The following is a 20,983-nucleotide window of genomic DNA, read 5'->3' as shown; positions in this document are numbered from 1 at the left end:
CTCCATGCGTTCTCTGCATCCCCACCATCCATGGCGGGCTCGTGCCCATCAAGGCCGGGAATATGGGCACGTCGCTTCGCTCCTTTGCCCACCCTACGGGGGTCACCCCTCAATTCACTTGAGTCGATCGTAGAGGCCGTACTCAGAAAACACGGCGCGAACCTTGGCATCGTTGCCAGTGCACCTGTCCCAGTTCGCTCTCTTCAGGGAGTGGGACTGGGACCCCGGAAGGGTGAGAAAGCGCTGTTTCCAGTGGCGCGAATCCGCCACCCTCGCACTCAGGGTGCCTTTTTTAAGGCTCATCGCCTTCAGCCACACATCGTCCGCCCCCGGGCAGAGCGCCATGAACTTCTCTTTATTGAAAGCGTCTTCGTGCAGGGAACCGGGGAAATACAGCACTCCGCCCATACCGATGGGAAATACCCGGGGGGATGGCTCATCGCCGAAGTCTCCGGATTGCCACTCGCCGTAGGGTCGCAGCCCACCGCGCCTGTCCGGCAGCATTCGGTGGCCACGGTGGCAGTGGATGTGCGCCGGGTCGCGCAACCAGGCGCGGTAGAGCTTGTCGACCATATCCGGCGGGTAGAGGATATCGTCATCCACGGTGATGATGAGACTGTCCGGGAAGCGGTCGAAGGCGTAGAAGTACTTTTTGTAGGGCCCCAGATCCTCCTCCACGAAGACAACCTGCAGACCGCGCTCCTGTTGTCTGCGCAGGATTTCCGGCAGGGACCTGTCGGGAAAATTTTTTGCAGACAGCCACAGCACTATCGCGTCCGCTTTCAGTGACTGTTGGAAGAGGCTTTCGATGCACAGATAGACATCGTCGATACGCTTGTCGAAGGAGGTCAGGGAGACGACGATATTGTGTTCCCTGTCGTTGCCGACACCGAGCTCGTTGCCGACAAGCGCCTGTTGCTGTAGCAACTGCGAGCGCACCATCGCTTCGAGCTTCAGGTTGTTATTGGCATCGTGCTTTTGCAGACGCTTTTTCAGAAAATAGTGGAGCATGTAGCAAATACCTGTCCATCGCGAACGGGCATTCTACGGGAAGAGGAGGGGCGTCTCTATAGCCGCCCCTGCGGAGAGGAGAAACGCCGACTATACCGCCGCCAGTTGACCGCCCTCGCCGAATCCGGATCCGGACACATCGGTCAACCAGCCCAGGTGTGCCTGGCTGCGCCCCTGCACCGCATCGAAGTACAACTGCTGCAGGCGCCGGGTGACGGGGCCGCGGCGGCCCGCGCCTATTGTGCGGCCGTCGAGCATGCGGATCGGCAGCACCTCGGCGGCGGTGCCGGTGAAGAAAGCCTCGTCGGCGATATAGACCTCGTCGCGGGTAATGCGCTTTTCCACCACCCGGTAGCCGCACTCCTCCGCCAGCTGGATCACCGAGCGGCGGGTGATGCCGTCCAGGCAGGAGGTGAGCTCCGGGGTGTAGAGGACACCGTCGCTGACGATAAAGATATTCTCGCCGCTGCCCTCGGCCACATAGCCCTCCGGGTCCAGCAGCAGCGCCTCCTCACAACCGTTTCGCACCGCCTCCTGCAGGGCCAGCATCGAGTTGATGTAGTTGCCGTTGGCCTTGGCCTTGCACATGCTGATATTCACATGGTGGCGAGTGTACGAGGAGGTATTCACCTTGATGCCCAGCTCGCGGGCCTCCGGCGACATATAGCTGGGCCACTCCCAGGCGGCAACGATCACATGGGTCTGCAGCGCATCGGCGCGCAGGCCCATCCCCTCGGAGCCGTAGAAGGCCATCGGCCGCAGGTAGGCCTCGCTGAGGTTGTTCTCGCGCACTACCTGGCAGTGGGCCTCGTTCAACTGCTCCTCGTCGAACGGCATGGGCATGTTCATGATCTTGGCGGAGCGGAATAGCCGCCGGGTATGCTCCTGCAGGCGGAAGATGCTGGGGCCGCTTTCTGTTTGAGCGCCCGCGACCCCCGTTTGATAGGCGCGCACGCCCTCGAAAACGCCCATGCCGTAGTGCAGGGTGTGGGTCAGTACGTGGACGCGGGCGTCGCGCCAGGGAATCAATTCGCCGTCAAACCAGATAACGCCGTCGCGATCGGCAAAAGACATGGGAAAACTCCTACAGATCCGTAAACCGGATTCCTGAAAAACAGTTTATGCACAAAGCGCAGCGCACGGCGAATAGCTCAAAGCTTATTGGCCGAGTAACTGCTGCCAGTTTGTAGAAACGGTCTTTCTTTCCGCTTTGAATTGGTCACCGTCAACCACTCCCGGCAGCTGTTGTAATGCCAGGCGATGACCTTCAGATCGGTAGGCTTTGTAGGCGTCGATCAGATGTCCGGCTTGGTGGGCCGGCATCAGGCCCGCCTCGATGAGGCTTTCGAGAATGCGGATATTGTCGGTATACCGCACGATCGAAGGCGCTTTGTGCGCCCAGGCCAGTGCCATATATTGAACCATAAATTCAATATCGACGATACCGCCGGCCCCCTGCTTGAGATCGAAGTTTTTATCCTTGCTCTTATCCAGGTGTGTGCGCATTTTGTCGCGCATGGCGACCACTTCCTCGCGCAGTTCCTGCTCGTCGCGCGGTTCGCAGAGCAATTTCGAGCGCAGCCGTTCGAAGTCCGCGCTGAGGCGTTCGCTGCCGGCCACCGAGCGTGTCCGCACCAGCGCCTGGTGTTCCCAGGTCCAGGCGCTCTCCCGTTGGTATTTCTCGAAGGCCGCCAGCGAGGTCACCAGCAACCCGGAGTTGCCGGACGGGCGCAGGCGCGTGTCCACCTCGTAGAGGGGGCCGCTCAGGGTCCGCGTCTGCAGGATATGGATCAGGCGCTGGGCCAGGCGGGTATAGAAACTCAGGTTGTCGATACTGCGTTCGCCATCGGTGCTCTCCTGCGGGTCCGCGTCGTGCACGAAGACGATATCCAGGTCCGAGCCGTGCCCCAGCTCCAGGCCGCCGAGTTTGCCGTAGGCGACGATGGCAAACCGCATATCTCCGTCGTCGGCACCCGCCGGGCGGCCGTACTTTTCCACCACCTGTGTCCAGGCTAGCCGCAGCGACTGCTGCAGAATCGCCTCCGCCAGCCAGGTGAGCGAATCGCTGACTTTCATCAGTGGCAGCGCACCGGTCACCTCCTGGGCGGCGATCCGCAGGCTCTGGCTCTGCTTGTAGTGGCGCAGCGTCTCCATCTGCGCCTCCAGGTCCGAGGGCTCAACCCGCAGCAGTTCGCGGCGCAGCTCGTCGGCGATATCCGCCGCCGACGACGGCGCCAGCAGGCGGCGAGAATCGAGGAACTCGTCCAGCAGGATCGGGTGGCGCGCGAGCTGGTCGGCGATCCAGGGGCTGGAACTGCACAGGCGCACCAGTTGCTGCAACACCGGCGGGTTCTCGTTGATCAGCACCAGGTAGGCGCTGCGCCGCAGCACCGCGCGCACCAGCGGCAGCACCCGCTCGAGCACCAGCAGCGGCGCCTTTTCCTGTGCGGCGGCGGCCAGCAGCAGTGGCATAAAGCGGTCCAGGCGCGCGCGGCCGCTATTGGGCAGCGCGGCGACCATGGGCGCGCCGTGCAGGTCCGCCAGCAGGGCCAGGGCATCGGCGGCGGGCTCGAAGCCGCCGCCGGCCAGCGTCTGCAGGTTGATCTCGCGGGTGGCGTCGCTGTCGCAGCCGCCCCAGAGCCCCTCCCACTCCTCGGCGGCGCTGGGTTCGGCGATTTCCTCCGGCGGCGCTATGACGATATCGAACTCCCGCTCGACGTCGCCGCGCCGGGCTACCAGCTCCTCCGACAGCGCCTGCCAGTTGTCGCGGCCCAGGGCGAAGGCCAGCCTTTCCCGGCGCTCGTCCTCAGCCGGCAGCGTCTGTGTCTGCCGGTCCCCCTCCGCCTGCAGTGCGTGCTCCACGCGCCGCAGGAACAGGTAAGCATCGGCCAGCCCGGCGGCGATACCTGGCTCCAGGTGGCCGTCCTGCTCCAACAGCGGCAGCAGTTTGAGCAGGTTGCGCTCACGCAGCGCCGGCTCGCGACCACCGCGGATAAGCTGGAACGCCTGCGCGATAAACTCCACCTCGCGGATACCGCCGCGGCCCAGCTTGATATTGTCGCTGAGGCCGCGGGCCCGCACCTGGCGCTGGATCAGCGCCTTCATGTCGCGCAGCGCATCGATGGCGCTGAAGTCGATATAGCGGCGGTAGGTGAAGGGGCGCAGCATCTCCATCAGCTCGGCGGCAAAACGCTCGTCGCCGGCAACCGGGCGCGCCTTGACCATGGCGTAGCGCTCCCACTCCCGCCCCTGGGTCTGGTAGTAGTCCTCCAGCGCGGCGAAGTGGCTCACCAGCGGGCCGCTGTCGCCGTAGGGACGCAGGCGCATATCCACTCGGAAGACGAAACCGTCGGCGGTGATGGCGTCGAGGGATTTGATCAGACGCTGGCCCAGGCGCTGGAAGAATTTCTGGTTTTCGAGGCATTTATCGCCGTCGGTCTGGCCCGGTTCCGGGTAGGCGAAGATCAGGTCGATATCCGACGACAGGTTCAGCTCGCCGGCGCCCAGCTTGCCCATGCCCAGGACCACCAGTGACTGTGGATTGCCGTCGGCGTCGCGGGGTTCACCGTAGCGTTCGACCAGTTCGCGGTGGTGGAAGGCCAGTGCGGCCTGAATGCAGGTTTCGGCCAGTTCGGTCAGGCGCGCGCAGGTGCGCGGGATATCCCACTGGCCGGCGAAATCGCGGTAGATGGCCTCGGCGGTGGCACGGTTGCGCAGTTGGCGCATCTGGCGATTCAATTCCTCGTCACTGTCGACCTGTTCGAGATCGATCGCTTCGAGTCCCAGGTCTTCGCGCTGCAACAAATCGGGCAGCAGCTCTGGGTGGCGGCAACACTGCTGGTAAAAGAAATCCGAGCCGATAAAGCTGCGGGACAGGGCCAGTTGCGGGGCGCCGTCCACCAGCAGGGAGGCGGTCTTCGCGGCCAGTTCATCGCCCGCGGATTCACACCAGTGATCCCACTGCTCTTTCAACTGCGGTGAAAAATCCGCGGGGCAGGTTTCAAATAGCTCCATATATATATTTCCCGTTTACCGGCGGCCCGGCTCCTGCAGCCGGGCCTGCGACTCGCCGCAGTTCGCCGGTCAATATTTTATGCCGTTGTCACCACGGAACGGGGCGCCGCCTCGTCCTGGTAAAGGGAGAGGGTGTAGCCATCCGGGTCGAGAAACTCGGACGACCAACCGCCGGGGGCATGGCTCACAGGCGTGACGATGGTCGTTCCCGCCTCTGCGAGGCCGGTCACCACATCATCAATGCCGCCTTCACCGAGATCAAACACGATCATCGGCGAGGTACCCACGCGCACTTCCCCCTTGAAAAACAGGAGGTCGGTATTGCCCGGGATACACGCCAGCAGCCAGGGATTGCCGTCGCCGTCGTCTGGCATCCGCTGCACGTCCAGGCCGATGGTATCCCGGTAGAAGGTTTCGGTGCGGTCGATATCGGAAACGTAGTAAAGGATGTTGCCGACGCGGGGGTTCTTGATCATGCTTGAATCTCCTTGTGATTGCAGTAAGCCCCTATAGTTGCCGCCAGCCGCCCGGTTGTGAGGCCGCCCCCGAAATCAGCAGAAGGTGCCCATCGGGATCATGGGTCCCCAGCCTGCCACCCCGCCGGGCGAGGGCGCGCCGCAGGGCGCGGCGGAAGCGACCGTAGGGCAGCGGTTGCGACAGGCCGGAAAAATCGGAGGGCCGCGTGCTGTCCATCTGCGCAAGTTTGCGGCGCAGGGCGGTAATCCGCTGCCGCAGCGCGGTATCGGACACCCCAAGAAGATAGGAGATTTCGCCACGGGTGTGGCCGGACAGCACCAGTCGAGCAACCGCCCGCAAGGAGAGCGGCAATCGGCCCCAGTCGATGGCAGCTGGCGTGGCCGGCGACACCGGATTGCCGGACAGATACTCCGCGTAGGCACTCTCCCGCAGCCTGCGCCGGGCTGCCCCGCGCGCCGTCTCCGCGGCCCGGTTGCGCATCACCCCCACCAGCCACGCCATATTGGCCCTCTGCGCCAGATCGGTACGGCCGGCGGCAAGCGCCTCTGCCAGCGCATCCTGCAACAAATCCTCGGCCTCGTCCCGGCGCCGGCTGAAGCGCCTGGCCGCGCCGCGCAACTTCACCATTGCCAGAGCCATGTCCCGGTATTCGCGATCCACTGGTTCCGTCCTGTTCGTTGGGGATGGGCGGGCTGCTACTGCGGAACCCGAGCCCGGCAAATCAAAATGCTATATCCGGCGGCGGCGCCACGCGCAACACTTCGGCAACCGTGGTAATACCGGCGGCGACTTTTTTCGCACCGGACAGGCGCAGGCTGTTCATGCCGTCGCGCATTGCCCGGCGGCGCAGTTGCTGCAGGTCGCAGTCGTCGGTGACCAGCGCCTGGATCGATTCGGTAAAGGGCAGTATCTCGTAGATCCCCTGGCGGCCGCGGTAGCCGGTGTTGCGGCACTCCAGGCAGCCCTCGGGCCGGTAGACGGTTGCCGGCAGCGGCGCTTTCCAGGGGCGCACGAGGGCCCGCCAGTCCTCCTCGCTGACGCTGTCTTTGCGCTTGCAGGCCGGGCACAGGGTGCGCACCAGGCGCTGGGCCATGACGCCCAATACCGTGGACTTCAGCAGATAGTGCGGCATGCCCAGGTCCAGCAGGCGGGTAACCGCGGTGGGGGCGTCGTTGGTGTGCAGGGTGGAGATAACCAGGTGGCCGGTGAGTGCCGCCTGTACCGCCATCTGCGCGGTTTCCAGGTCGCGGATCTCGCCCACCATGATGATGTCCGGGTCCTGGCGCATCAGGGTGCGGATGCCGGCGGCGAAGTCGAGGCCGATACTGTGGTGCACCTGGGTCTGGTTGAAACTCTCCTCCACCATCTCGATCGGGTCCTCGATGGTGGAGACGTTCACCTCGCTGGTGGCCAGCTGCTTGAGACCGGTATAGAGGGTGGTGGTCTTGCCGGAGCCGGTGGGGCCGGTGACCAGCACGATGCCGTTGGGGCGGCCCAGCATCGTCTGCCAGCGCGTCAGGTCCTCGCCGCCCAGGCCCAGGTCGGCGTAGGAGCGCGCCAGCACTTCCGGGTCGAAGATCCGCATCACCAGCTTCTCGCCGAAGGCGGTGGGCAGGGTCGACAGGCGCAGCTCCACTTCGCGGCCGTCCGGTCGCTTGGTCTTGATGCGGCCGTCCTGGGGCTTGCGCTTCTCCGCCACGTTCATGCGGCCGAGAATTTTCAGGCGGCTGGTGATGGCGGCGTTGACCTGGTCCGGCAGCTCGTGGATGGGGTGCAGCACGCCGTCGATGCGGAAGCGGATACGCCCGATATGCCGGCGCGGCTCGATATGGATATCGCTGGCGCGCTGGTCGAAGGCGTGCTGCAGCAGCCAGTCGACGATATTGACGATATGCTGGTCATCGGCGTCCGGGTCCTTGAGCTTGCCCAGCTCCAGCAACTGCTCGAAGTTGCCGGCGCCGGAGCTGCCCTTGAGGCCGCTGGCACCTGAGATGGAGTGGGCCAGGGAATAGAACTCCACACAGTAGCGCTGGATATCCGCCGGGTCCGCCACCACCCGCTTTACCGCGCGGTTGCTGGTGTGCTCCAACTGCTCCTCCCAGCCGCTGGTATAGGGCTGGGCAGTGGCCACCAGCAGCATTTCACTGCTGGCCTCGACACAGAGGATCTGGTGGCGCTTGGCGAACTGGAAACTCATCACCTCGGTGACCGAGCCCACATTCACCTTGAGCGGATCGATGTGGTAGATGCTGTGGGAGGAGGAGTCGGCGAGCCACTGGGTCAGCGTCTCCGCATCGAGCACCCCGCCGGCCTGCTTCTGGTTCTGCAGCTCGCAGCTGGCGATATAGGTCAGCGGGTGCATCTGCGCCTGCTCGGCGGTGCGCGGAGTACCTATCAACCGGTTGGCATCCGCGCGGCTGACATAGCCCTGGGACACCAGGTCCTCCAGCAGCCCGGGTAGATCCAGCAGTCGGTCCGCCAGTTTGCTCGCCACCATGGGGGGATCACCTTCATCTATTCTTATGGCTCAAGTTTCGGAGTTCAGTTCCGGGAGCCGGGACGGGGTACGCCCTTCCGGGACACGCCGTTAATACATCCCTGTAGGCTTGTCCGCGAGGTCCCTCTCGCAGACAGTCCCGGAAGGACGTACCCCGCCCCGGCTTGTGCCACCTCTAACTCCAAAACCTGAGCTCTGCATTGCCGATGGCGCATTGTAGCTCTATCGGGCCGCGGCAACAGTGCATCGTTAACGGACTGCCTGCACCCGCAGTTCCCGCCACTGTGAAACTTACGGTACCATGCCCGCCACTTCGTATCCGAGCCGAGGAGCAAATCATGCCCCTGTCCAATATCGCCAGTCTGTTTGGCCGCTCGCCGATCAAACCGATCAAGGAGCATATGGCCGCAGCCCACGAGGCCTCCGCCGGCCTGGTGCCTTTTTTCGCAGCGCTGACCGCCGGGGATCTGGCCAACGCCGAGAAGGAGCAGAAAGGTATTTCCGCCAGCGAGCACCGCGCCGACGATATCAAGCGCGACCTGCGCCTGCACCTGCCGGACAGCCTGTTCATGCCCGTATCCCGTTCCGACCTGCTGGAGCTGCTGCGCGCCCAGGATGAGGTGGCCAACATCGCCCAGGATATCGCCGGGCTGGCGGTGGGCCGCAAGATGGAGATACCGGAGCCGCTGCACGAACTGATGAAGACTTTCGTCGACAGCGCCGTAGCCACCTCGGCCCAGGCGCTGCGCGCCATCAACGAGCTGGACGAGCTGCTGGAAAGCGGCTTCGCCGGGCGCGAGGTGGATATCGCCAAGCGCATGACCGAGGAGCTCGACGACCTGGAACGCAAGACCGACAAGCTGGAAGTGGAAGTGCGCGCGGCGCTGTTCAAGATCGAAAAAGACCTGCCGCCGGTGGACGTGATGTTCCTCTACCGGGTGATCGAGGGAATCGGCGTTCTCGCCGACCACGCCCACAGCGTGGGTAACCGTCTGCAGTTGTTATTGGCGCGTTAAAGGGGGCGGCAATGGAAATTATCAGCCAATACGGGCATATCTTCCTGATACTGGCCTGTGTCTTCGGTTTCTTCATGGCCTGGGGCGTGGGTGCCAACGATGTGGCCAACGCCATGGGCACCTCGGTGGGCTCCCGCGCCCTGACTGTCAAACAGGCGATCCTGATCGCCATGGTGTTCGAGTTCGCCGGCGCCTACCTGGCCGGCGGCGAGGTCACCTCCACCATCCGCAAGGGCATCATCGACCCGGACATATTCACCGCACAGCCGGAACTGCTGGTCTACGGCATGCTGTCGGCGCTCCTGGCCGCGGGCACCTGGCTGATGATCGCCAGCCTGCTGGGCTGGCCGGTATCCACCACCCACTCGATCGTGGGCGCCATCGTCGGCTTCTCCGCGGTGGGTATCTCCGTCGACGCCGTGGCCTGGGGAAAGGTGGGCTCCATCGTCGCCAGCTGGGTGGTGTCGCCTGTGCTCGCCGGCACCATCTCCTTCCTGCTGTTCCGCAGTGTGCAGAAACTGATCCTCAACAGCGACGACCCATTCGGCAAGGCCAAGCGCTATATCCCTTTCTACATGTTCGCCGTGGGCTGGATGATCGCCATGGTGACCCTGACCAAGGGTCTCAAGCATGTGCTGAAGGATGCCGATATCGAGCTGAGCTTTCTGCAGGACGCCGGTATCGCGGCACTCGCGGGACTGGTGGTGATGGCCATCGGCATCGCCATGCTGAAACGCATCAAGCGCGACCCGGCGCGGGAACAGGACAACCGCTACGCCAATGTCGAGCGGGTCTTCGCCATCCTGATGGTGTTCACCGCCTGCGCCATGGCCTTTGCCCACGGCTCCAACGACGTGGCCAACGCCGTCGGTCCGCTGGCCGCCGTGGTCAACACGGTGCAGGCGGGCACAGTCACTGCCCAGGCCATGATGCCGCCCTGGATCCTGCTGCTCGGGGGTGCCGGTATCGTGATCGGGCTGGCCACCTACGGCTTCAAGGTGATGGCCACCATCGGCCGCAAGATCACCGAGCTGACCCCCAGCCGTGGCTTCGCCGCCGAGCTCGGCGCCGCCGCCACGGTGGTACTGGCCTCGGGCACCGGCCTGCCCATTTCCACCACCCACACGCTGGTGGGCGCAGTGCTGGGTGTGGGCCTGGCGCGCGGTATCGGTGCACTGAACCTGCGTATGATCACCACCATCGCCGCGTCCTGGGTGGTCACCCTGCCGGCCGGTGCGGGCATCGCCATTCTGTTCTTCTTTTTCTTCAAGGGCGTGTTCGGCTGGTAGCCACAGGCGCGCTCTGATACAAAAGGGGAAGCGGCACCCCCGCTTCCCCTTTTGTATATCTGCATCGCGATAAGGACCAATCCATGCAACTGCCCCTCTACCAGGCCGACGCTTTCACCTCGAAACTCTTCGGCGGCAACCCCGCCGCCCTGGTGCCGTTGCAGCAGTGGCTGGCGGACGAGGCGCTGCAGGCCATCGCCGCGGAAAACAACCTGGCGGAAACCGCGTTTATCGTCTCCGCCGGGCAGGGTTACGAACTGCGCTGGTTTACCCCGGCTGCGGAAGTCCCCCTGTGCGGCCACGCCACCCTGGTGACCGCGCACCTTCTTTGGACAGAGCTGGGTTATACCGGCGAGGAAATCGCGTTTTTTACCAAAAGCGGCGAACTGCGCGTGCGGCGCAGTGGCGAAACGATCGAAATGGATTTCCCGTCCCGGCCGCCGCGGGAAATCCCGCTGGAAGCGGCTTGCGCCACAGCACTCGGCACCGAGCCATTGCGCGCCTTTGCGGTGCCCGACAACCTCGACATGATGGTGCTGGAATTCGACAGCGCCGGGCGGGTGGCAGAGCTGCAACCGGATATGCGCGCCGTCGCGGCGCTTTCGCATCGCGGCGCGATCTGCACGGCGCCGGGCGGAGGCTACCAGTGCGATTTCGTCAGCCGCTTTTTTGCCCCCGCCATCGGTATCGACGAGGATTCGGTGACCGGTTCGGCCCACACGCTGCTCGCGCCGCTGTGGGCGGAAAAGCTGGACAAGCAGTGTTTGAGCGCGCGGCAGATTTCGCCCCGCGGCGGCGAGCTGGAGTGCGAACTGCACGGCGACCGGGTACTGCTGCGCGGCGTTGCGGTGACCTATCTGCGCGGGCAGGTCTGTCTGTAAACCGCGGGGGCACCGCTATCTCCGGGGCGGTGCGCACGGCGCACCCTACCCCTGATCCGCATTACCAGTAGTGGTAGTGCAGCCGCTCATTCTTGCGCGGCCCGTGAATCTGCCAGATCAGTTCCAGTTGGCTTTTGCCCACCAGCAACTCGGCACTGTAGACATCCTCACCGCAAAGGTGCGGCTGCACGGAGCGAAAGCCGTGCTCGGTGACCGGCTGCAACTCGAACAGCAGCACCGGCTCGCCACGGCGCAGGTGTTCGAGGCGCAGCGACTCCGGCAACAGCGTCCAGCGATAGAGATTCTGCATCTCGACTTTGTGGCCGCCGCTGCTGGTAAACGCGGCGCGCTCGCGAAACAATAGGCGGCGCTCGCCGGCTTCCAGCTCGACACTGCCGCGGGCGTGGCCGCGCCAGTCGGTGGCGGAACCGGGGCCGTTGCTGGCGGTAAAACTGAATTCTCTCACCCCGGCCAGCCGCCGCCACAACTGCGCCAATACCTTTTGCCAATCGCTATCCACGGATCACCAACCACTCATCCATGCCATTACTGATTTTCGTCACCATTCTCTGGGCCTTCTCTTTCAGCCTGATCGGAGTCTATCTGGCCGGCGCCGTGGACAGCTACTTCGCCGTACTGACCCGCCTGCTGCTGGCGGCGCTGGTCTTCCTGCCGCTGCTGCGTTTTCGCCCCTGCCCGCCGCGCACGGCGCTGACATTGATGGCGATCGGCGCCCTGCAACTGGGGTTGATGTACCTGTTTTACTACCAGTCCTTCCTGCTGCTCAACGTACCGGAAGTGCTGCTATTCACAATTTTCACGCCGGTATATATCTCACTGCTCTACGACCTGCTGGAAAAGCGCTTCTCATCCTGGAACCTGTGTATCGCCGCCCTGGCCGTACTCGGCGCCGCGATCATCCGCTGGGGCCGGCCCGAGGGCGACTACTGGCTGGGCTTTCTTGTGGTCCAGGGTGCCAATGTCTGCTTTGCGCTGGGACAGGTGGCCTACAAACAGTTTATGCAACGACAACAGCCGCTGCCGGCGCGCCAGTTGTTCGGCTGGTTCTACCTGGGCGCCGCCCTGGTGGCCGCGCTCGCCTGGCTGTGGCTCGGGGAGCCGCAGTACCCGCAGACGGCACTGCAGTGGGGCATTCTGCTGTGGCTGGGCCTGGTGGCCTCCGGCCTCGGCTTTTTCCTCTGGAACAAGGGCGCCACGCAGGTATCCGCGGGCACCCTGGCGGCCATGAACAACGCCCTGATCCCGGCGGGGCTGCTGGTCAATCTGTTAATCTGGAACCGGGACGCCGATCTGGTTCGACTGGCGCTGGGCGGCGCCGTCATCGCCGCGGCGGTGATCATCAACGAGTGGCGCATCCGGCGCAAACGGGAACAGGGAAAAAGCTATGGCTAAAGCGATACCGAATCTCAGGCAGCAACTCGAGCAGCTTGTGGCCTGCCCCAGCGTCAGCGCCACTGACCCGAGGCTGGATACGGGCAACCGCGGTGTGGTGGAGCTGCTCGGCGCCTGGCTGGAAACTCTCGGTTTTGCCGTGGAGCTGATGCCGCTCGAGGGCCAGCCGCACAAGGCCAATATGATCGCGACACTCTCCAGTCAAAACAGTGGGAGCAGTGGCGACGGCGGCCTGATCCTGGCCGGGCACACCGATACGGTGCCCTACGACGACGGCCTCTGGCAGTCGGACCCGTTCAAACTGGAAGAGCGGGACAACCGCCTCTACGGCCTCGGCAGCACCGACATGAAGGGCTTTTTCCCCCTCGCCATCGAAGCGGTGAAATCCTTTGCCGACAAATCGCTGCGGGAACCGCTGATCATCCTCGCCACCGCCGACGAGGAAACCTCCATGGCCGGTGCCCGCGCTCTGGTCAAAGCCGGGCGCCCCAGGGCCCGCTGCGCGGTGGTGGGCGAACCCACGGGCCTGAAACCCATCCGCATGCACAAGGGAATGATGATGGAATCGGTGCGCATCACCGGCCAGTCCGGCCACTCCTCCGACCCGGCGCTGGGCGCCAATGCGCTGGAGTCGATGCACGGCGCAATCGGGGAACTGCTGAAGCTGCGCGGTGAGTGGCAGGAGCGCTACAACAACCCCGGCTTCGCGGTGCCGGTACCGACAGTGAACCTCGGCTGTATTCACGGCGGCGACAACCCCAACCGTATCTGCGGCTCTACCGAACTGCAGTTCGACGTGCGCCCGCTGCCGGGCATGGCGCTGCAGGACCTGCGCGCGGAGCTGGAGCAGCGATTGCACGCGGCCGTGGGCGACGGGAAGATCCGCGTGGAGTACGCGCCGCTGTTTCTCGGCACCGAGGCCTTCGAGCAGGACGCCGGGTCCGAACTGGTAAAAGCCGCGGAAAAACTCACCGGCCACGGCGCGGGCAGCGTCGCCTTCGGCACCGAGGCGCCCTATTTCAAGAGCCTGGGGATCGACACTATCGTGCTGGGCCCCGGCGATATCGACCAGGCGCACCAGCCGGACGAATACCTGGGGCTGGAGCGGATCGAGCCGATGGTGGAAGTACTGCGCGGGCTGATTGCGAAATTCTGTCTGTAGTCTCTGCCGGGAAGAGGATAGAAACCAGATGAGAAGGTTTCGATGCCGGGAGTGTTTGCAGAACTGCTCGCGGAAGGGGCAAAAGACTCATCCGCACATCGGGCAATATTTACAGGTGCCACTAAGCGGATTTCGGGGCGCCCCCGGTGCCGGTGGCTATTTGCGAGACACGCCGTGAATACGTCCCTGTAGGCTCTAATCGACATCCCTGTCTCATAAGGTCCCGCAAATAGCCACCGGCACCGGGGTCTTCGCATTCAACCAAGGTATTCTTTTAAGCCTATGAGTCCCGAGTCCCAATTTACGATATATTCACTGAACACCCATAGAGACACGGAAAATAACGAGTGAGCGACAACAACGCCTCCCTGAACTGGTTTCGCCACGCCGCGCCCTATATCAACGACCTGCGCGGCCGCACGCTGGTGATCGGTATCCCCGGCGATGCACTGGAGCACGCGAACTTTCGCAATCTGGTACACGACATGGCGCTGCTGGCCAGCCTGGGCGTGCGCCTGGTGGTGGTGCACGGCGCTCGCGCGCAAGTGAATCGCGCGCTGGCCGAGCGCGGTGTAGAGAGCCGCTTTCACGGAAATACCCGGGTAACCGATCGCGATACGCTGGAAATCATCAAGGCGGCGGTGGGCAAGCTGCGCTTCGAGATTGAGGCGGCCTTTTCCCAGGGGCTGCCGGATTCGCCCATGGCGCGCTCGGCGTTGAAAGTGGTTTCCGGCAATTTCGTCACCGCGCGCCCGATCGGCGTACTGGACGGCGTCGACCTGCGCTGGACCGGCCGCGTGCGGCGCATGGAGGTGGAAACCATCGAGCGGACGCTGGGCGAGGGCGCGCTGGTACTGCTGTCGCCGCTGGGCACCTCGCTGACCGGCGAGCTGTTCAACCTGAATTACCTGGACCTGGCGGCGGAAGCGGCACAGGCACTGCGCGCGGAAAAGCTGGTGCTGTTCCGCGAGGGGGCGCAACTGCGGCTGGATGGCGAGTCGGTCTACGAACTGAGTATCGTGCAGGCGGAGCAGATCGCCGCCCGGGTGCACAGTGAAGCGCTCGCCTGCGCCATTCGCGCCTGCAATGCCGGCACAACCCGCACCCACCTACTCAGCTACGCCCGCGACGGTGCCCTGGTGCAGGAACTGTTCCGCCGCGAGGGTACCGGCACCATGATCTACCGCGACAGCTACGAAGTGGTGCGCCGGGCGCGGATTACCGATGTGGGTGGCGTTCTCGGGCTGATCCGCCCACTGGAGAAGCAGGGCATTCTCGTGCGCCGCTCGCGGGAAAAACTGGAGGCGGAAATCGACCACTTTACCCTGGTGGAAGTGGACGGTACGCCGGTGGCCTGCGCAGCGCTGTATCCGATTCTGGATGATGACGGAGACACAGTGGCGGCGGAAGTCGCCTGTGTGGCGATACATCCGCAGTTCCGCAGCGGCGGCCGCGGCGCCAAGCTGATGCAGCACCTGGAGCGCCAGGCGGGCGCCCTGGGCCTGGATGAACTCTACGTGCTGACCACCCAGACAGAACACTGGTTTATCGAGCGCGGCTTTCGCCAGGTGGCGGTGGAGGACCTGCCGGCATCGCGGCAGTCGCTGTACAACATCCAGCGCAATTCCCGCATTCTGCGCAAGCGGCTCACTCCGCAATAAGCTCCCACTGTTCAACCAAAATAAAGGACAACTATTGCGACAAAACTGTCAGCGCAAGCTTTCTGCGCAAAATCTTCACAGTTTTGTTAATCTGCGGGCCCTGATCTGGAAGGGAGGGCGCTTCCGGCGGCCCTCTCCCCCGACCCCTCTCCCGCAGGGAGAGGGGAGCGAAGTGCCAACGCCGAGGAATCAATCCTATGCCCGATTATCGCTCCCGTACCTCCACCGCCGGCCGCAACATGGCCGGTGCCCGCGCCCTGTGGCGCGCCACCGGTATGAAGGACGACGATTTCCACAAGCCCATCATTGCCGTGGCCAACTCCTTTACCCAGTTCGTGCCCGGGCACGTGCACCTGAAGGATATGGGCCAGCTGGTGGCGCGGGAAATCGAGCGGGCCGGCGGTGTCGCCAAGGAATTCAACACCATTGCCGTCGACGACGGTATCGCCATGGGCCACGACGGCATGCTCTACAGCCTGCCCAGCCGCGAGATCATCGCCGACTCGGTGGAATACATGGCCAACGCCCACTGCGCCGATGCGCTGGTGTGTATCTCCAACTGCGACAAGATCACCCCGGGAATGCTGAACGCCGCCCTGCGGCTGAATATCCCGGTGATTTTCGTCTCCGGCGGTCCCATGGAGGCGGGAAAGACCAAGCTCTCCGAGAACAAGCTGGACCTGGTGGACGCCATGGTGATCGCCGCCACCGATTCCGCTTCGGACGAACAGGTGGAGGAATACGAGCGCTCCGCCTGCCCCACCTGCGGCTCCTGCTCCGGCATGTTCACCGCCAACTCGATGAACTGCCTCACGGAAGCGCTGGGGCTGTCGCTGCCCGGCAACGGAACCATGCTGGCCACCCATGCGGATCGCGAAGAGCTGTTCCTGCGCGCCGGCCGCGAGATCGTGGCACTGGCGAAGCGCTATTACGAGGGCGACGACGACCGCGCCCTGCCGCGCAATATCGCCAACCGCGCGGCCTTCGAGAACGCCATGGCGCTGGATATCGCCATGGGTGGCTCCACCAATACCATCCTGCACCTGCTGGCCGCGGCCCAGGAGGGCGAGGTGAATTTCGACCTGCAGGATATCGACCGGCTTTCCCGAAAGATCCCGCAACTGTGCAAGGTTGCCCCCAGTACGCCGAAATACCATATCGAGGACGTGCACCGCGCCGGCGGGGTAATGGCGATCATCGGCGAGCTGGAATCGGCGGGCCTGCTGGATGCCTCGCTGCCGACGGTGCACAGCGCCTCCATGAAGGAGGCCCTGGCGCGCTGGGATATCCGTCGCACCGACGACCCGGAGGTACACAGGTTTTTCCGCGCCGGCCCGGCCGGTATTCCCACGCAGACCGCCTTCAGCCAGAGCTGCCGCTGGAACAACCTGGACGGCGACCGCGAGAACGGCTGTATTCGTTCGGTGGAACACGCCTTCTCTTCCGAGGGCGGCCTGGCGGTGCTGTTCGGCAACCTGGCGCCCAACGGTTGCGTGGTGAAGACCTCCGGCGTGGAGGAGGAGCTGTGGCGCTTCGAGGGTCCGGCACATATCGTCGAGAGCCAGGAGGCGGCCGTGGCCCATATTCTCGACGGCGAGGTCAAAGGCGGCGAGGCCGTCATCGTGCGCTACGAGGGCCCCAGGGGCGGTCCCGGCATGCAGGAAATGCTGTACCCCACCAGTTACCTGAAGTCCAAGGGGCTGGGCGAATCCTGCGCGCTGATTACCGACGGCCGCTTCTCCGGCGGCACCTCCGGCCTGTCCATCGGCCACGTCTCCCCGGAAGCCGCCTCCGGTGGCGCCATCGCCCTGGTAGAGAACGGGGATACCGTGCGTATCGATATCCCCGCGCGCACCATCGAAATCGCGATCGACGACAGGGAATTACAGCGGCGCCGCGAGGCCATGGACGCGAAGGGCAAACAGGGCTGGAAGCCGTCGGAGCAGCGTCCGCGCAAGGTGAGCAAGGCGCTCAAGGCTTATGCGCTGCTGGCCACCAGTGCCGATCGGGGGGCCGTGCGGGAGATCGACTAGGGCTGTTGGACTTGCCGGGCCTACGACGATCGCGAGGCCCGACCGTTCCCCTCTCCCCCGGCCCCTCTCCCAATGGGAGAGGGGAGCAGTTCCCTCTCCGCCGGGAGAGGGTCAGGGAGAGGGGCCCACCGACCCGGGCCCCCATTCTTCTATTCCTCCATTTTGTAGCGAATCCGGTTGCGCACACCCCGGCGCTCAATCGGCGCGCCGTCCTCGAGCTGCGGCTGGTACTTGAACCTCTCCACGGCCGCCACTGCCGAACGATTGAAGACCTCCGTCGGGTTGCCGGCACTGTCGTAGCCCGCCACCGCGCGCGCATCCCGCACACTGCCATTCCTGGTGATGGTGAACTCCACCACCACATAGCCCTCGAGTTCGCGGCGCAGAGCGGCACGGGGGTACTGGGGCGCCGTCTTGAAGATCGGTACCGGTGCACGGGAGATCGCGCCCGCATTGAAGCCGTTGCCGTCGGGACCGGGCGGTGTGACGGTAGTCGGCACTTTCACCGCTTCGACAGTCCGCTCAATCTGCGTTGTCGCCGGTTGCGGGGGCGGGGTCTGCGGCTGGACCGGCGCCTCTCTGTGCCGCACCGTGGGTTTCACCTCGGGCATGTGAACCGGCTGGACTTTCGGGTAGGGATCCGCCGTCGGGGCCTCGTAGTCCGTCGCAATCAGGCGCGTCATGACCACAATCAACAACAGCGTGATCAACCCGGCCAGGGCCACACTGCGCCCGTACAGACTCAGTTGTCCGGCATGAAACATCAGTGGTGGGGGATTCAGCGAGTAAGCTCTATCCATAACACCTCTCCTTTTTATATTGGGTGTCGAGTTGCGCCGACAACAGTCGGCGATGGAAAAGCTGATCAGCTACTTTCACTTAATAGTAGAAATACGCGAATATGCAAATAATTCGCAGTTGCATGTGTAGTATTTGATCAACACGAGCAACAAAAAGGCAGGGAGGGCAGGTCACGGGAGCGCAGTGGTGAGCCTTCGCCCTAAAAAAAGGCCGCACATTACTGCGCGGCCTTTTCTCAGCGAAAAACAGTGGCGATCAGATTGCCAGCTGTTCCTCCCGCTTCATCTCCTCTTCCACGAAGCCGATCCACTGATTGGCGAACTTCTCGGAGCGTTCGTCTTCCTTGGCCTTCTCCAGGTTCTTCAGGGCATTGTCGTAGTTTTTCAGGTTGGCATTGGCCATACCCAGCACGATATAGAGCTGGTCCGGGCGCTTCAGGTCGCCTTTTTTCAGCGCCTTGCCACCCATTTCCAGGGCTTTCTCATTCTTGTCCAGGTCCAGGTAGATACCGGCCAGACGGGAATAGAGCTTGCCTTCGTCGGACAGCTTGGCTGCGGCCTCCAGTTCGGGGATCGATTTCCGAAGTTCCCGCGCCATCTGGTAGGCCTGCGCCAGGGTTTCCAGGTTTTCGGAGGTGCGTTCGATCTTCTTCTCGTCGATGCCCTTCTTGATCACCTTCGCGCCTTTGTAGGGCACGTCGTTGCCCATAAAGAGATAGGCCATATTCAACAGCTCTTTCTCTTTCTGCAGAGCACCGGCAATATAGGCTGCTTCCATCATGTGCAGCTGGTCTTTCTCGCGCTTCAGCTCGCCGTACATACCGGACAGCTGCTTGTAGTACTCCCCTTTCGGGTAGTGCTTCACGAGTTTTTCCAGAATGCTGGTAACCGTCTTGTAGTCGTTTTTCTCGTAGTAGAGAAAACGCTGCAGGCTCAACCAGTTTTCCTTTGGAACCTTGCCCTTCGCTTCATACATGGACACAGCCTTGTTCATGTCCTTGAGTGCGCCGGCCTCGTCACCATTCTGGTAGTAGGCCTGGCCGCGCAGGGCATAGTCGGTAGCGCCGATCGAATCCGAGGCGGCAAACCAGCGGTTCAGGTACTTCAGAGCTTCATCGAAGTTCTCGGTTACCATGTTCAGCTGGGCGATGGTCTTCAGCGAGTTCAGCTCGGTACCGACCGGGATGTTCTCCACCCCCTGGGCGAGTACCTTCTTGTAGGCAGAGATCGCCTGCTGGTAGCGCTCCATGCTGTAATTGACAAAGCCGTAGAAGTAGTACATCTGCGCCATTTCATAGGCGTTGTAGTCCTCTTTGCCGGCCTCCATATCGCGCAGGGCGGCCAGGGCCGCATTCCAGTCTTCGGCATCCGCCGCTTCCTGGACTTTACCCAGCTTCTTGAAGACGTTCTCGCGCATGGCCGGAACCTTGCGCGTCTTCTCATCGCTCTGGGCCTCGGTCTGGGCAAACGGTGCAGCCACGCCCACCGCTTCCAGCACGGTAACACTCACCGCCGGTGCCATTACCAGGGGCAGCGCCACAGACGTGCGCAAGACGAATCTGGAGATCCCCTTCGTCATGGTCGTCATTTTCATAATGCGTCCCCTATTAGTCCTGCATGTTAAAGCTGATCTTGGTTTTCACACCAGGCACTTCGATCGGCTCACCGTCGACCACCCGCGGCTTGTACTTGTACTTGAGTGCCGACTTCACCGCTGCGCGGTTGAAGATGGAAGTCTCCCTACCGTCTTTGGTGTAGGCCTCCACCACTTGCGCATCACGCACGGAGCCATTTTTGGTTACGGTGTACTGGACAATCGCATAGCCTTCGATACCGCGACTCAGCGCCCGACGCGGATACTGCGGCGCCACTTTCACGATGGGCAGGTAGTCGCCCTCGCTGGCAAAGCCGCCGATCCCGCCCACACTCACATCGGCACCACCGGAAGGGGCAGACATGTTCAGGGCGTTATCCATGTTCGGGTCGTCGAACTCGGGTTCAGGCATCTCCGGCGGCGGAGTTTCCGGTTCTTCCGGCTTCTCCGGTTTGCTGGTGTCGTACTTTGTTTCGATCTTCTGCTCAGGCATCACAACATCGGCTACCTTGAGGTTTTCCTCCTCTTCGGGAGTCCCCAGGTTCGCCTGGATCAGCGCATGCATGGTGAAGATCAGGCCGAAGGTCGTGGCTACCGCCAGCGTCCCCGCCCCTAATAGTCTTACCGGATTCATAGCTGTTAACTCTTTTCTGTCGCGACCGAAACTTTCTCGATACCGATCTTCCTGGCCGCTTCCGTGATCAGGGCAATCTTCTCGATACTCGCCTTCTTATCGGGCTGAATCACCAACCACCCTTTCGGGTTCTCGGCATAGAGGCGTTCCAGGGTGAGTTTCACCTGGCGCTCGTCAACTTTGTCCTTGGCGATCCAGATCTCGTCGTTAGCGTTGATCGCTACCAGAATAGAGGTGGCTTTGAGTTCACTTTGTGTCGCTTCCGGCTTGATTACATCTTCGCCCGGTATCTTGATAAAAGTAGCCGTGACGATAAAGAAGATCAGCATGATGAACACCACGTCCAGCATGGGCGTGAGGTCGATGGCACCCTGTTCTTCTTCTGCCGTGTTTTGTCTTTTGCTCATAGCAACTCTCTTAGCAACTTTCTCGGCAGGGACCCTCGAGGAGGATCCCCGGCGAAAGTCTCTGGCTTGGCTAAACCTTCGACAAAGAAGCCCG

At 63.1% G+C, this 20,983-nt stretch carries 18 protein-coding genes; 7 read left to right on the top strand and 11 right to left on the bottom strand.

The window, feature by feature from the left end; genetic code table 11:
* Window positions 1-114: 114 nt before the first annotated feature.
* The 6 genes from OQE62_RS09400 to OQE62_RS09375 form a co-directional block, all read right to left on the bottom strand.
* Window positions 115-1,011 (bottom strand): glycosyltransferase, encoded by an 897-nt coding sequence (locus OQE62_RS09400; protein WP_265721768.1) that lies wholly within the window; start codon window positions 1,009-1,011, stop codon window positions 115-117.
* 90 nt (window positions 1,012-1,101) lie between these two features.
* The gene (locus OQE62_RS09395) at window positions 1,102-2,085 is read right to left on the bottom strand and encodes a branched-chain amino acid transaminase (RefSeq protein WP_265721767.1); all 984 of its coding nucleotides are present in this window, start codon (window positions 2,083-2,085) and stop codon (window positions 1,102-1,104) included.
* An 84-nt stretch (window positions 2,086-2,169) separates the two neighbouring features.
* The gene (gene glnE, locus OQE62_RS09390; RefSeq protein ID WP_265721766.1) at window positions 2,170-5,025 is read right to left on the bottom strand and encodes a bifunctional [glutamate--ammonia ligase]-adenylyl-L-tyrosine phosphorylase/[glutamate--ammonia-ligase] adenylyltransferase; all 2,856 of its coding nucleotides are present in this window, start codon (window positions 5,023-5,025) and stop codon (window positions 2,170-2,172) included.
* Between the two features lie 77 nt (window positions 5,026-5,102).
* On the bottom strand, window positions 5,103-5,501 hold the full coding sequence (locus OQE62_RS09385) for a VOC family protein (protein ID WP_265721765.1): 399 nt from the start codon (window positions 5,499-5,501) through the stop codon (window positions 5,103-5,105).
* Window positions 5,502-5,532: 31 nt separating this feature from the next.
* Window positions 5,533-6,162, bottom strand: coding sequence for an RNA polymerase sigma factor (locus tag OQE62_RS09380; RefSeq protein ID WP_265721764.1), 630 nt, complete (start codon window positions 6,160-6,162; stop codon window positions 5,533-5,535).
* A 61-nt stretch (window positions 6,163-6,223) separates the two neighbouring features.
* Window positions 6,224-7,999 carry a GspE/PulE family protein gene (locus tag OQE62_RS09375; RefSeq protein ID WP_265721763.1) on the bottom strand — a complete coding sequence of 592 codons (1,776 nt, stop codon included), beginning with the start codon at window positions 7,997-7,999 and terminating at the stop codon, window positions 6,224-6,226.
* Window positions 8,000-8,337: 338 nt separating this feature from the next.
* Here OQE62_RS09375 and OQE62_RS09370 point away from each other — a divergent pair, with 338 nt between their 5' ends.
* From OQE62_RS09370 to OQE62_RS09360, 3 genes are all read left to right on the top strand, one after another.
* Window positions 8,338-9,015 carry a TIGR00153 family protein gene (locus OQE62_RS09370; RefSeq protein ID WP_265721762.1) on the top strand — a complete coding sequence of 226 codons (678 nt, stop codon included), beginning with the start codon at window positions 8,338-8,340 and terminating at the stop codon, window positions 9,013-9,015.
* 11 nt (window positions 9,016-9,026) lie between these two features.
* Window positions 9,027-10,304, top strand: coding sequence for an inorganic phosphate transporter (locus OQE62_RS09365; RefSeq protein WP_265721761.1), 1,278 nt, complete (start codon window positions 9,027-9,029; stop codon window positions 10,302-10,304).
* 83 nt (window positions 10,305-10,387) lie between these two features.
* Window positions 10,388-11,185, top strand: a complete 798-nt coding sequence (locus tag OQE62_RS09360; protein ID WP_265721760.1) for a PhzF family phenazine biosynthesis protein — start codon at window positions 10,388-10,390, stop codon at window positions 11,183-11,185.
* A gap of 61 nt (window positions 11,186-11,246) precedes the next feature.
* On the opposite strand, the gene OQE62_RS09355 is transcribed toward OQE62_RS09360, so the two are convergent.
* A complete protein-coding gene (locus OQE62_RS09355; protein WP_265721759.1) occupies window positions 11,247-11,705 on the bottom strand; it encodes a DUF6314 family protein in 459 nt (152 codons plus the stop codon).
* A gap of 20 nt (window positions 11,706-11,725) precedes the next feature.
* Between OQE62_RS09355 and OQE62_RS09350 the strand changes: the two genes are divergently transcribed.
* From OQE62_RS09350 to ilvD, 4 genes are all read left to right on the top strand, one after another.
* Entirely contained in the window at window positions 11,726-12,598 is an 873-nt protein-coding gene (locus OQE62_RS09350) for a carboxylate/amino acid/amine transporter (RefSeq protein ID WP_265721758.1), read from the top strand.
* Window positions 12,591-13,760, top strand: a complete 1,170-nt coding sequence (gene argE, locus OQE62_RS09345) for an acetylornithine deacetylase (RefSeq protein ID WP_265721757.1) — start codon at window positions 12,591-12,593, stop codon at window positions 13,758-13,760. Before OQE62_RS09350 ends, argE begins: the two co-directional genes overlap by 8 nt.
* Before the next feature lie 347 nt (window positions 13,761-14,107).
* Complete coding sequence (gene argA, locus OQE62_RS09340; RefSeq protein WP_265721756.1) at window positions 14,108-15,421, top strand: amino-acid N-acetyltransferase; 1,314 nt, start codon at window positions 14,108-14,110, stop codon at window positions 15,419-15,421.
* 197 nt (window positions 15,422-15,618) lie between these two features.
* A complete protein-coding gene (gene ilvD, locus OQE62_RS09335) occupies window positions 15,619-17,454 on the top strand; it encodes a dihydroxy-acid dehydratase (protein ID WP_265721755.1) in 1,836 nt (611 codons plus the stop codon).
* A gap of 149 nt (window positions 17,455-17,603) precedes the next feature.
* On the opposite strand, the gene OQE62_RS09330 is transcribed toward ilvD, so the two are convergent.
* The 4 genes from OQE62_RS09330 to OQE62_RS09315 form a co-directional block, all read right to left on the bottom strand.
* Window positions 17,604-18,254, bottom strand: a complete 651-nt coding sequence (locus tag OQE62_RS09330; protein WP_265721754.1) for an energy transducer TonB — start codon at window positions 18,252-18,254, stop codon at window positions 17,604-17,606.
* Between the two features lie 256 nt (window positions 18,255-18,510).
* The gene (locus tag OQE62_RS09325) at window positions 18,511-19,848 is read right to left on the bottom strand and encodes a tetratricopeptide repeat protein (RefSeq protein ID WP_265721753.1); all 1,338 of its coding nucleotides are present in this window, start codon (window positions 19,846-19,848) and stop codon (window positions 18,511-18,513) included.
* A 13-nt stretch (window positions 19,849-19,861) separates the two neighbouring features.
* The gene (locus OQE62_RS09320; RefSeq protein WP_265721752.1) at window positions 19,862-20,482 is read right to left on the bottom strand and encodes an energy transducer TonB; all 621 of its coding nucleotides are present in this window, start codon (window positions 20,480-20,482) and stop codon (window positions 19,862-19,864) included.
* A 5-nt stretch (window positions 20,483-20,487) separates the two neighbouring features.
* A complete protein-coding gene (locus OQE62_RS09315) occupies window positions 20,488-20,889 on the bottom strand; it encodes an ExbD/TolR family protein (RefSeq protein ID WP_265721751.1) in 402 nt (133 codons plus the stop codon).
* Window positions 20,890-20,983 lie beyond the last annotated feature (94 nt).

The sequence above is a fragment of the Microbulbifer halophilus genome, from assembly GCF_026183675.1.
In the GTDB taxonomy this organism is placed as follows: domain Bacteria; phylum Pseudomonadota; class Gammaproteobacteria; order Pseudomonadales; family Cellvibrionaceae; genus Microbulbifer; species Microbulbifer halophilus.
This window is presented reverse-complemented; position numbering and strand designations above follow the sequence as displayed.

What these genes read in the sequence shown, in the direction of transcription:
- OQE62_RS09370 (WP_265721762.1), top strand. Translation starts at nt 8,338, where the DNA reads ATGCCCCTGTCCAATATCGCCAGTCTGTTTGGCCGCTCGCCGATCAAA.
- OQE62_RS09330 (WP_265721754.1), bottom strand. Translation starts at nt 18,254, where the DNA reads ATGGATAGAGCTTACTCGCTGAATCCCCCACCACTGATGTTTCATGCC.
- OQE62_RS09315 (WP_265721751.1), bottom strand. Translation starts at nt 20,889, where the DNA reads ATGAGCAAAAGACAAAACACGGCAGAAGAAGAACAGGGTGCCATCGAC.
- OQE62_RS09365 (WP_265721761.1), top strand. Translation starts at nt 9,027, where the DNA reads ATGGAAATTATCAGCCAATACGGGCATATCTTCCTGATACTGGCCTGT.
- OQE62_RS09395 (WP_265721767.1), bottom strand. Translation starts at nt 2,085, where the DNA reads ATGTCTTTTGCCGATCGCGACGGCGTTATCTGGTTTGACGGCGAATTG.
- OQE62_RS09385 (WP_265721765.1), bottom strand. Translation starts at nt 5,501, where the DNA reads ATGATCAAGAACCCCCGCGTCGGCAACATCCTTTACTACGTTTCCGAT.
- OQE62_RS09375 (WP_265721763.1), bottom strand. Translation starts at nt 7,999, where the DNA reads ATGGTGGCGAGCAAACTGGCGGACCGACTGCTGGATCTACCCGGGCTG.
- OQE62_RS09400 (WP_265721768.1), bottom strand. Translation starts at nt 1,011, where the DNA reads ATGCTCCACTATTTTCTGAAAAAGCGTCTGCAAAAGCACGATGCCAAT.
- glnE (WP_265721766.1), bottom strand. Translation starts at nt 5,025, where the DNA reads ATGGAGCTATTTGAAACCTGCCCCGCGGATTTTTCACCGCAGTTGAAA.
- OQE62_RS09325 (WP_265721753.1), bottom strand. Translation starts at nt 19,848, where the DNA reads ATGAAAATGACGACCATGACGAAGGGGATCTCCAGATTCGTCTTGCGC.
- OQE62_RS09320 (WP_265721752.1), bottom strand. Translation starts at nt 20,482, where the DNA reads ATGAATCCGGTAAGACTATTAGGGGCGGGGACGCTGGCGGTAGCCACG.
- argE (WP_265721757.1), top strand. Translation starts at nt 12,591, where the DNA reads ATGGCTAAAGCGATACCGAATCTCAGGCAGCAACTCGAGCAGCTTGTG.
- OQE62_RS09360 (WP_265721760.1), top strand. Translation starts at nt 10,388, where the DNA reads ATGCAACTGCCCCTCTACCAGGCCGACGCTTTCACCTCGAAACTCTTC.
- OQE62_RS09350 (WP_265721758.1), top strand. Translation starts at nt 11,726, where the DNA reads ATGCCATTACTGATTTTCGTCACCATTCTCTGGGCCTTCTCTTTCAGC.
- ilvD (WP_265721755.1), top strand. Translation starts at nt 15,619, where the DNA reads ATGCCCGATTATCGCTCCCGTACCTCCACCGCCGGCCGCAACATGGCC.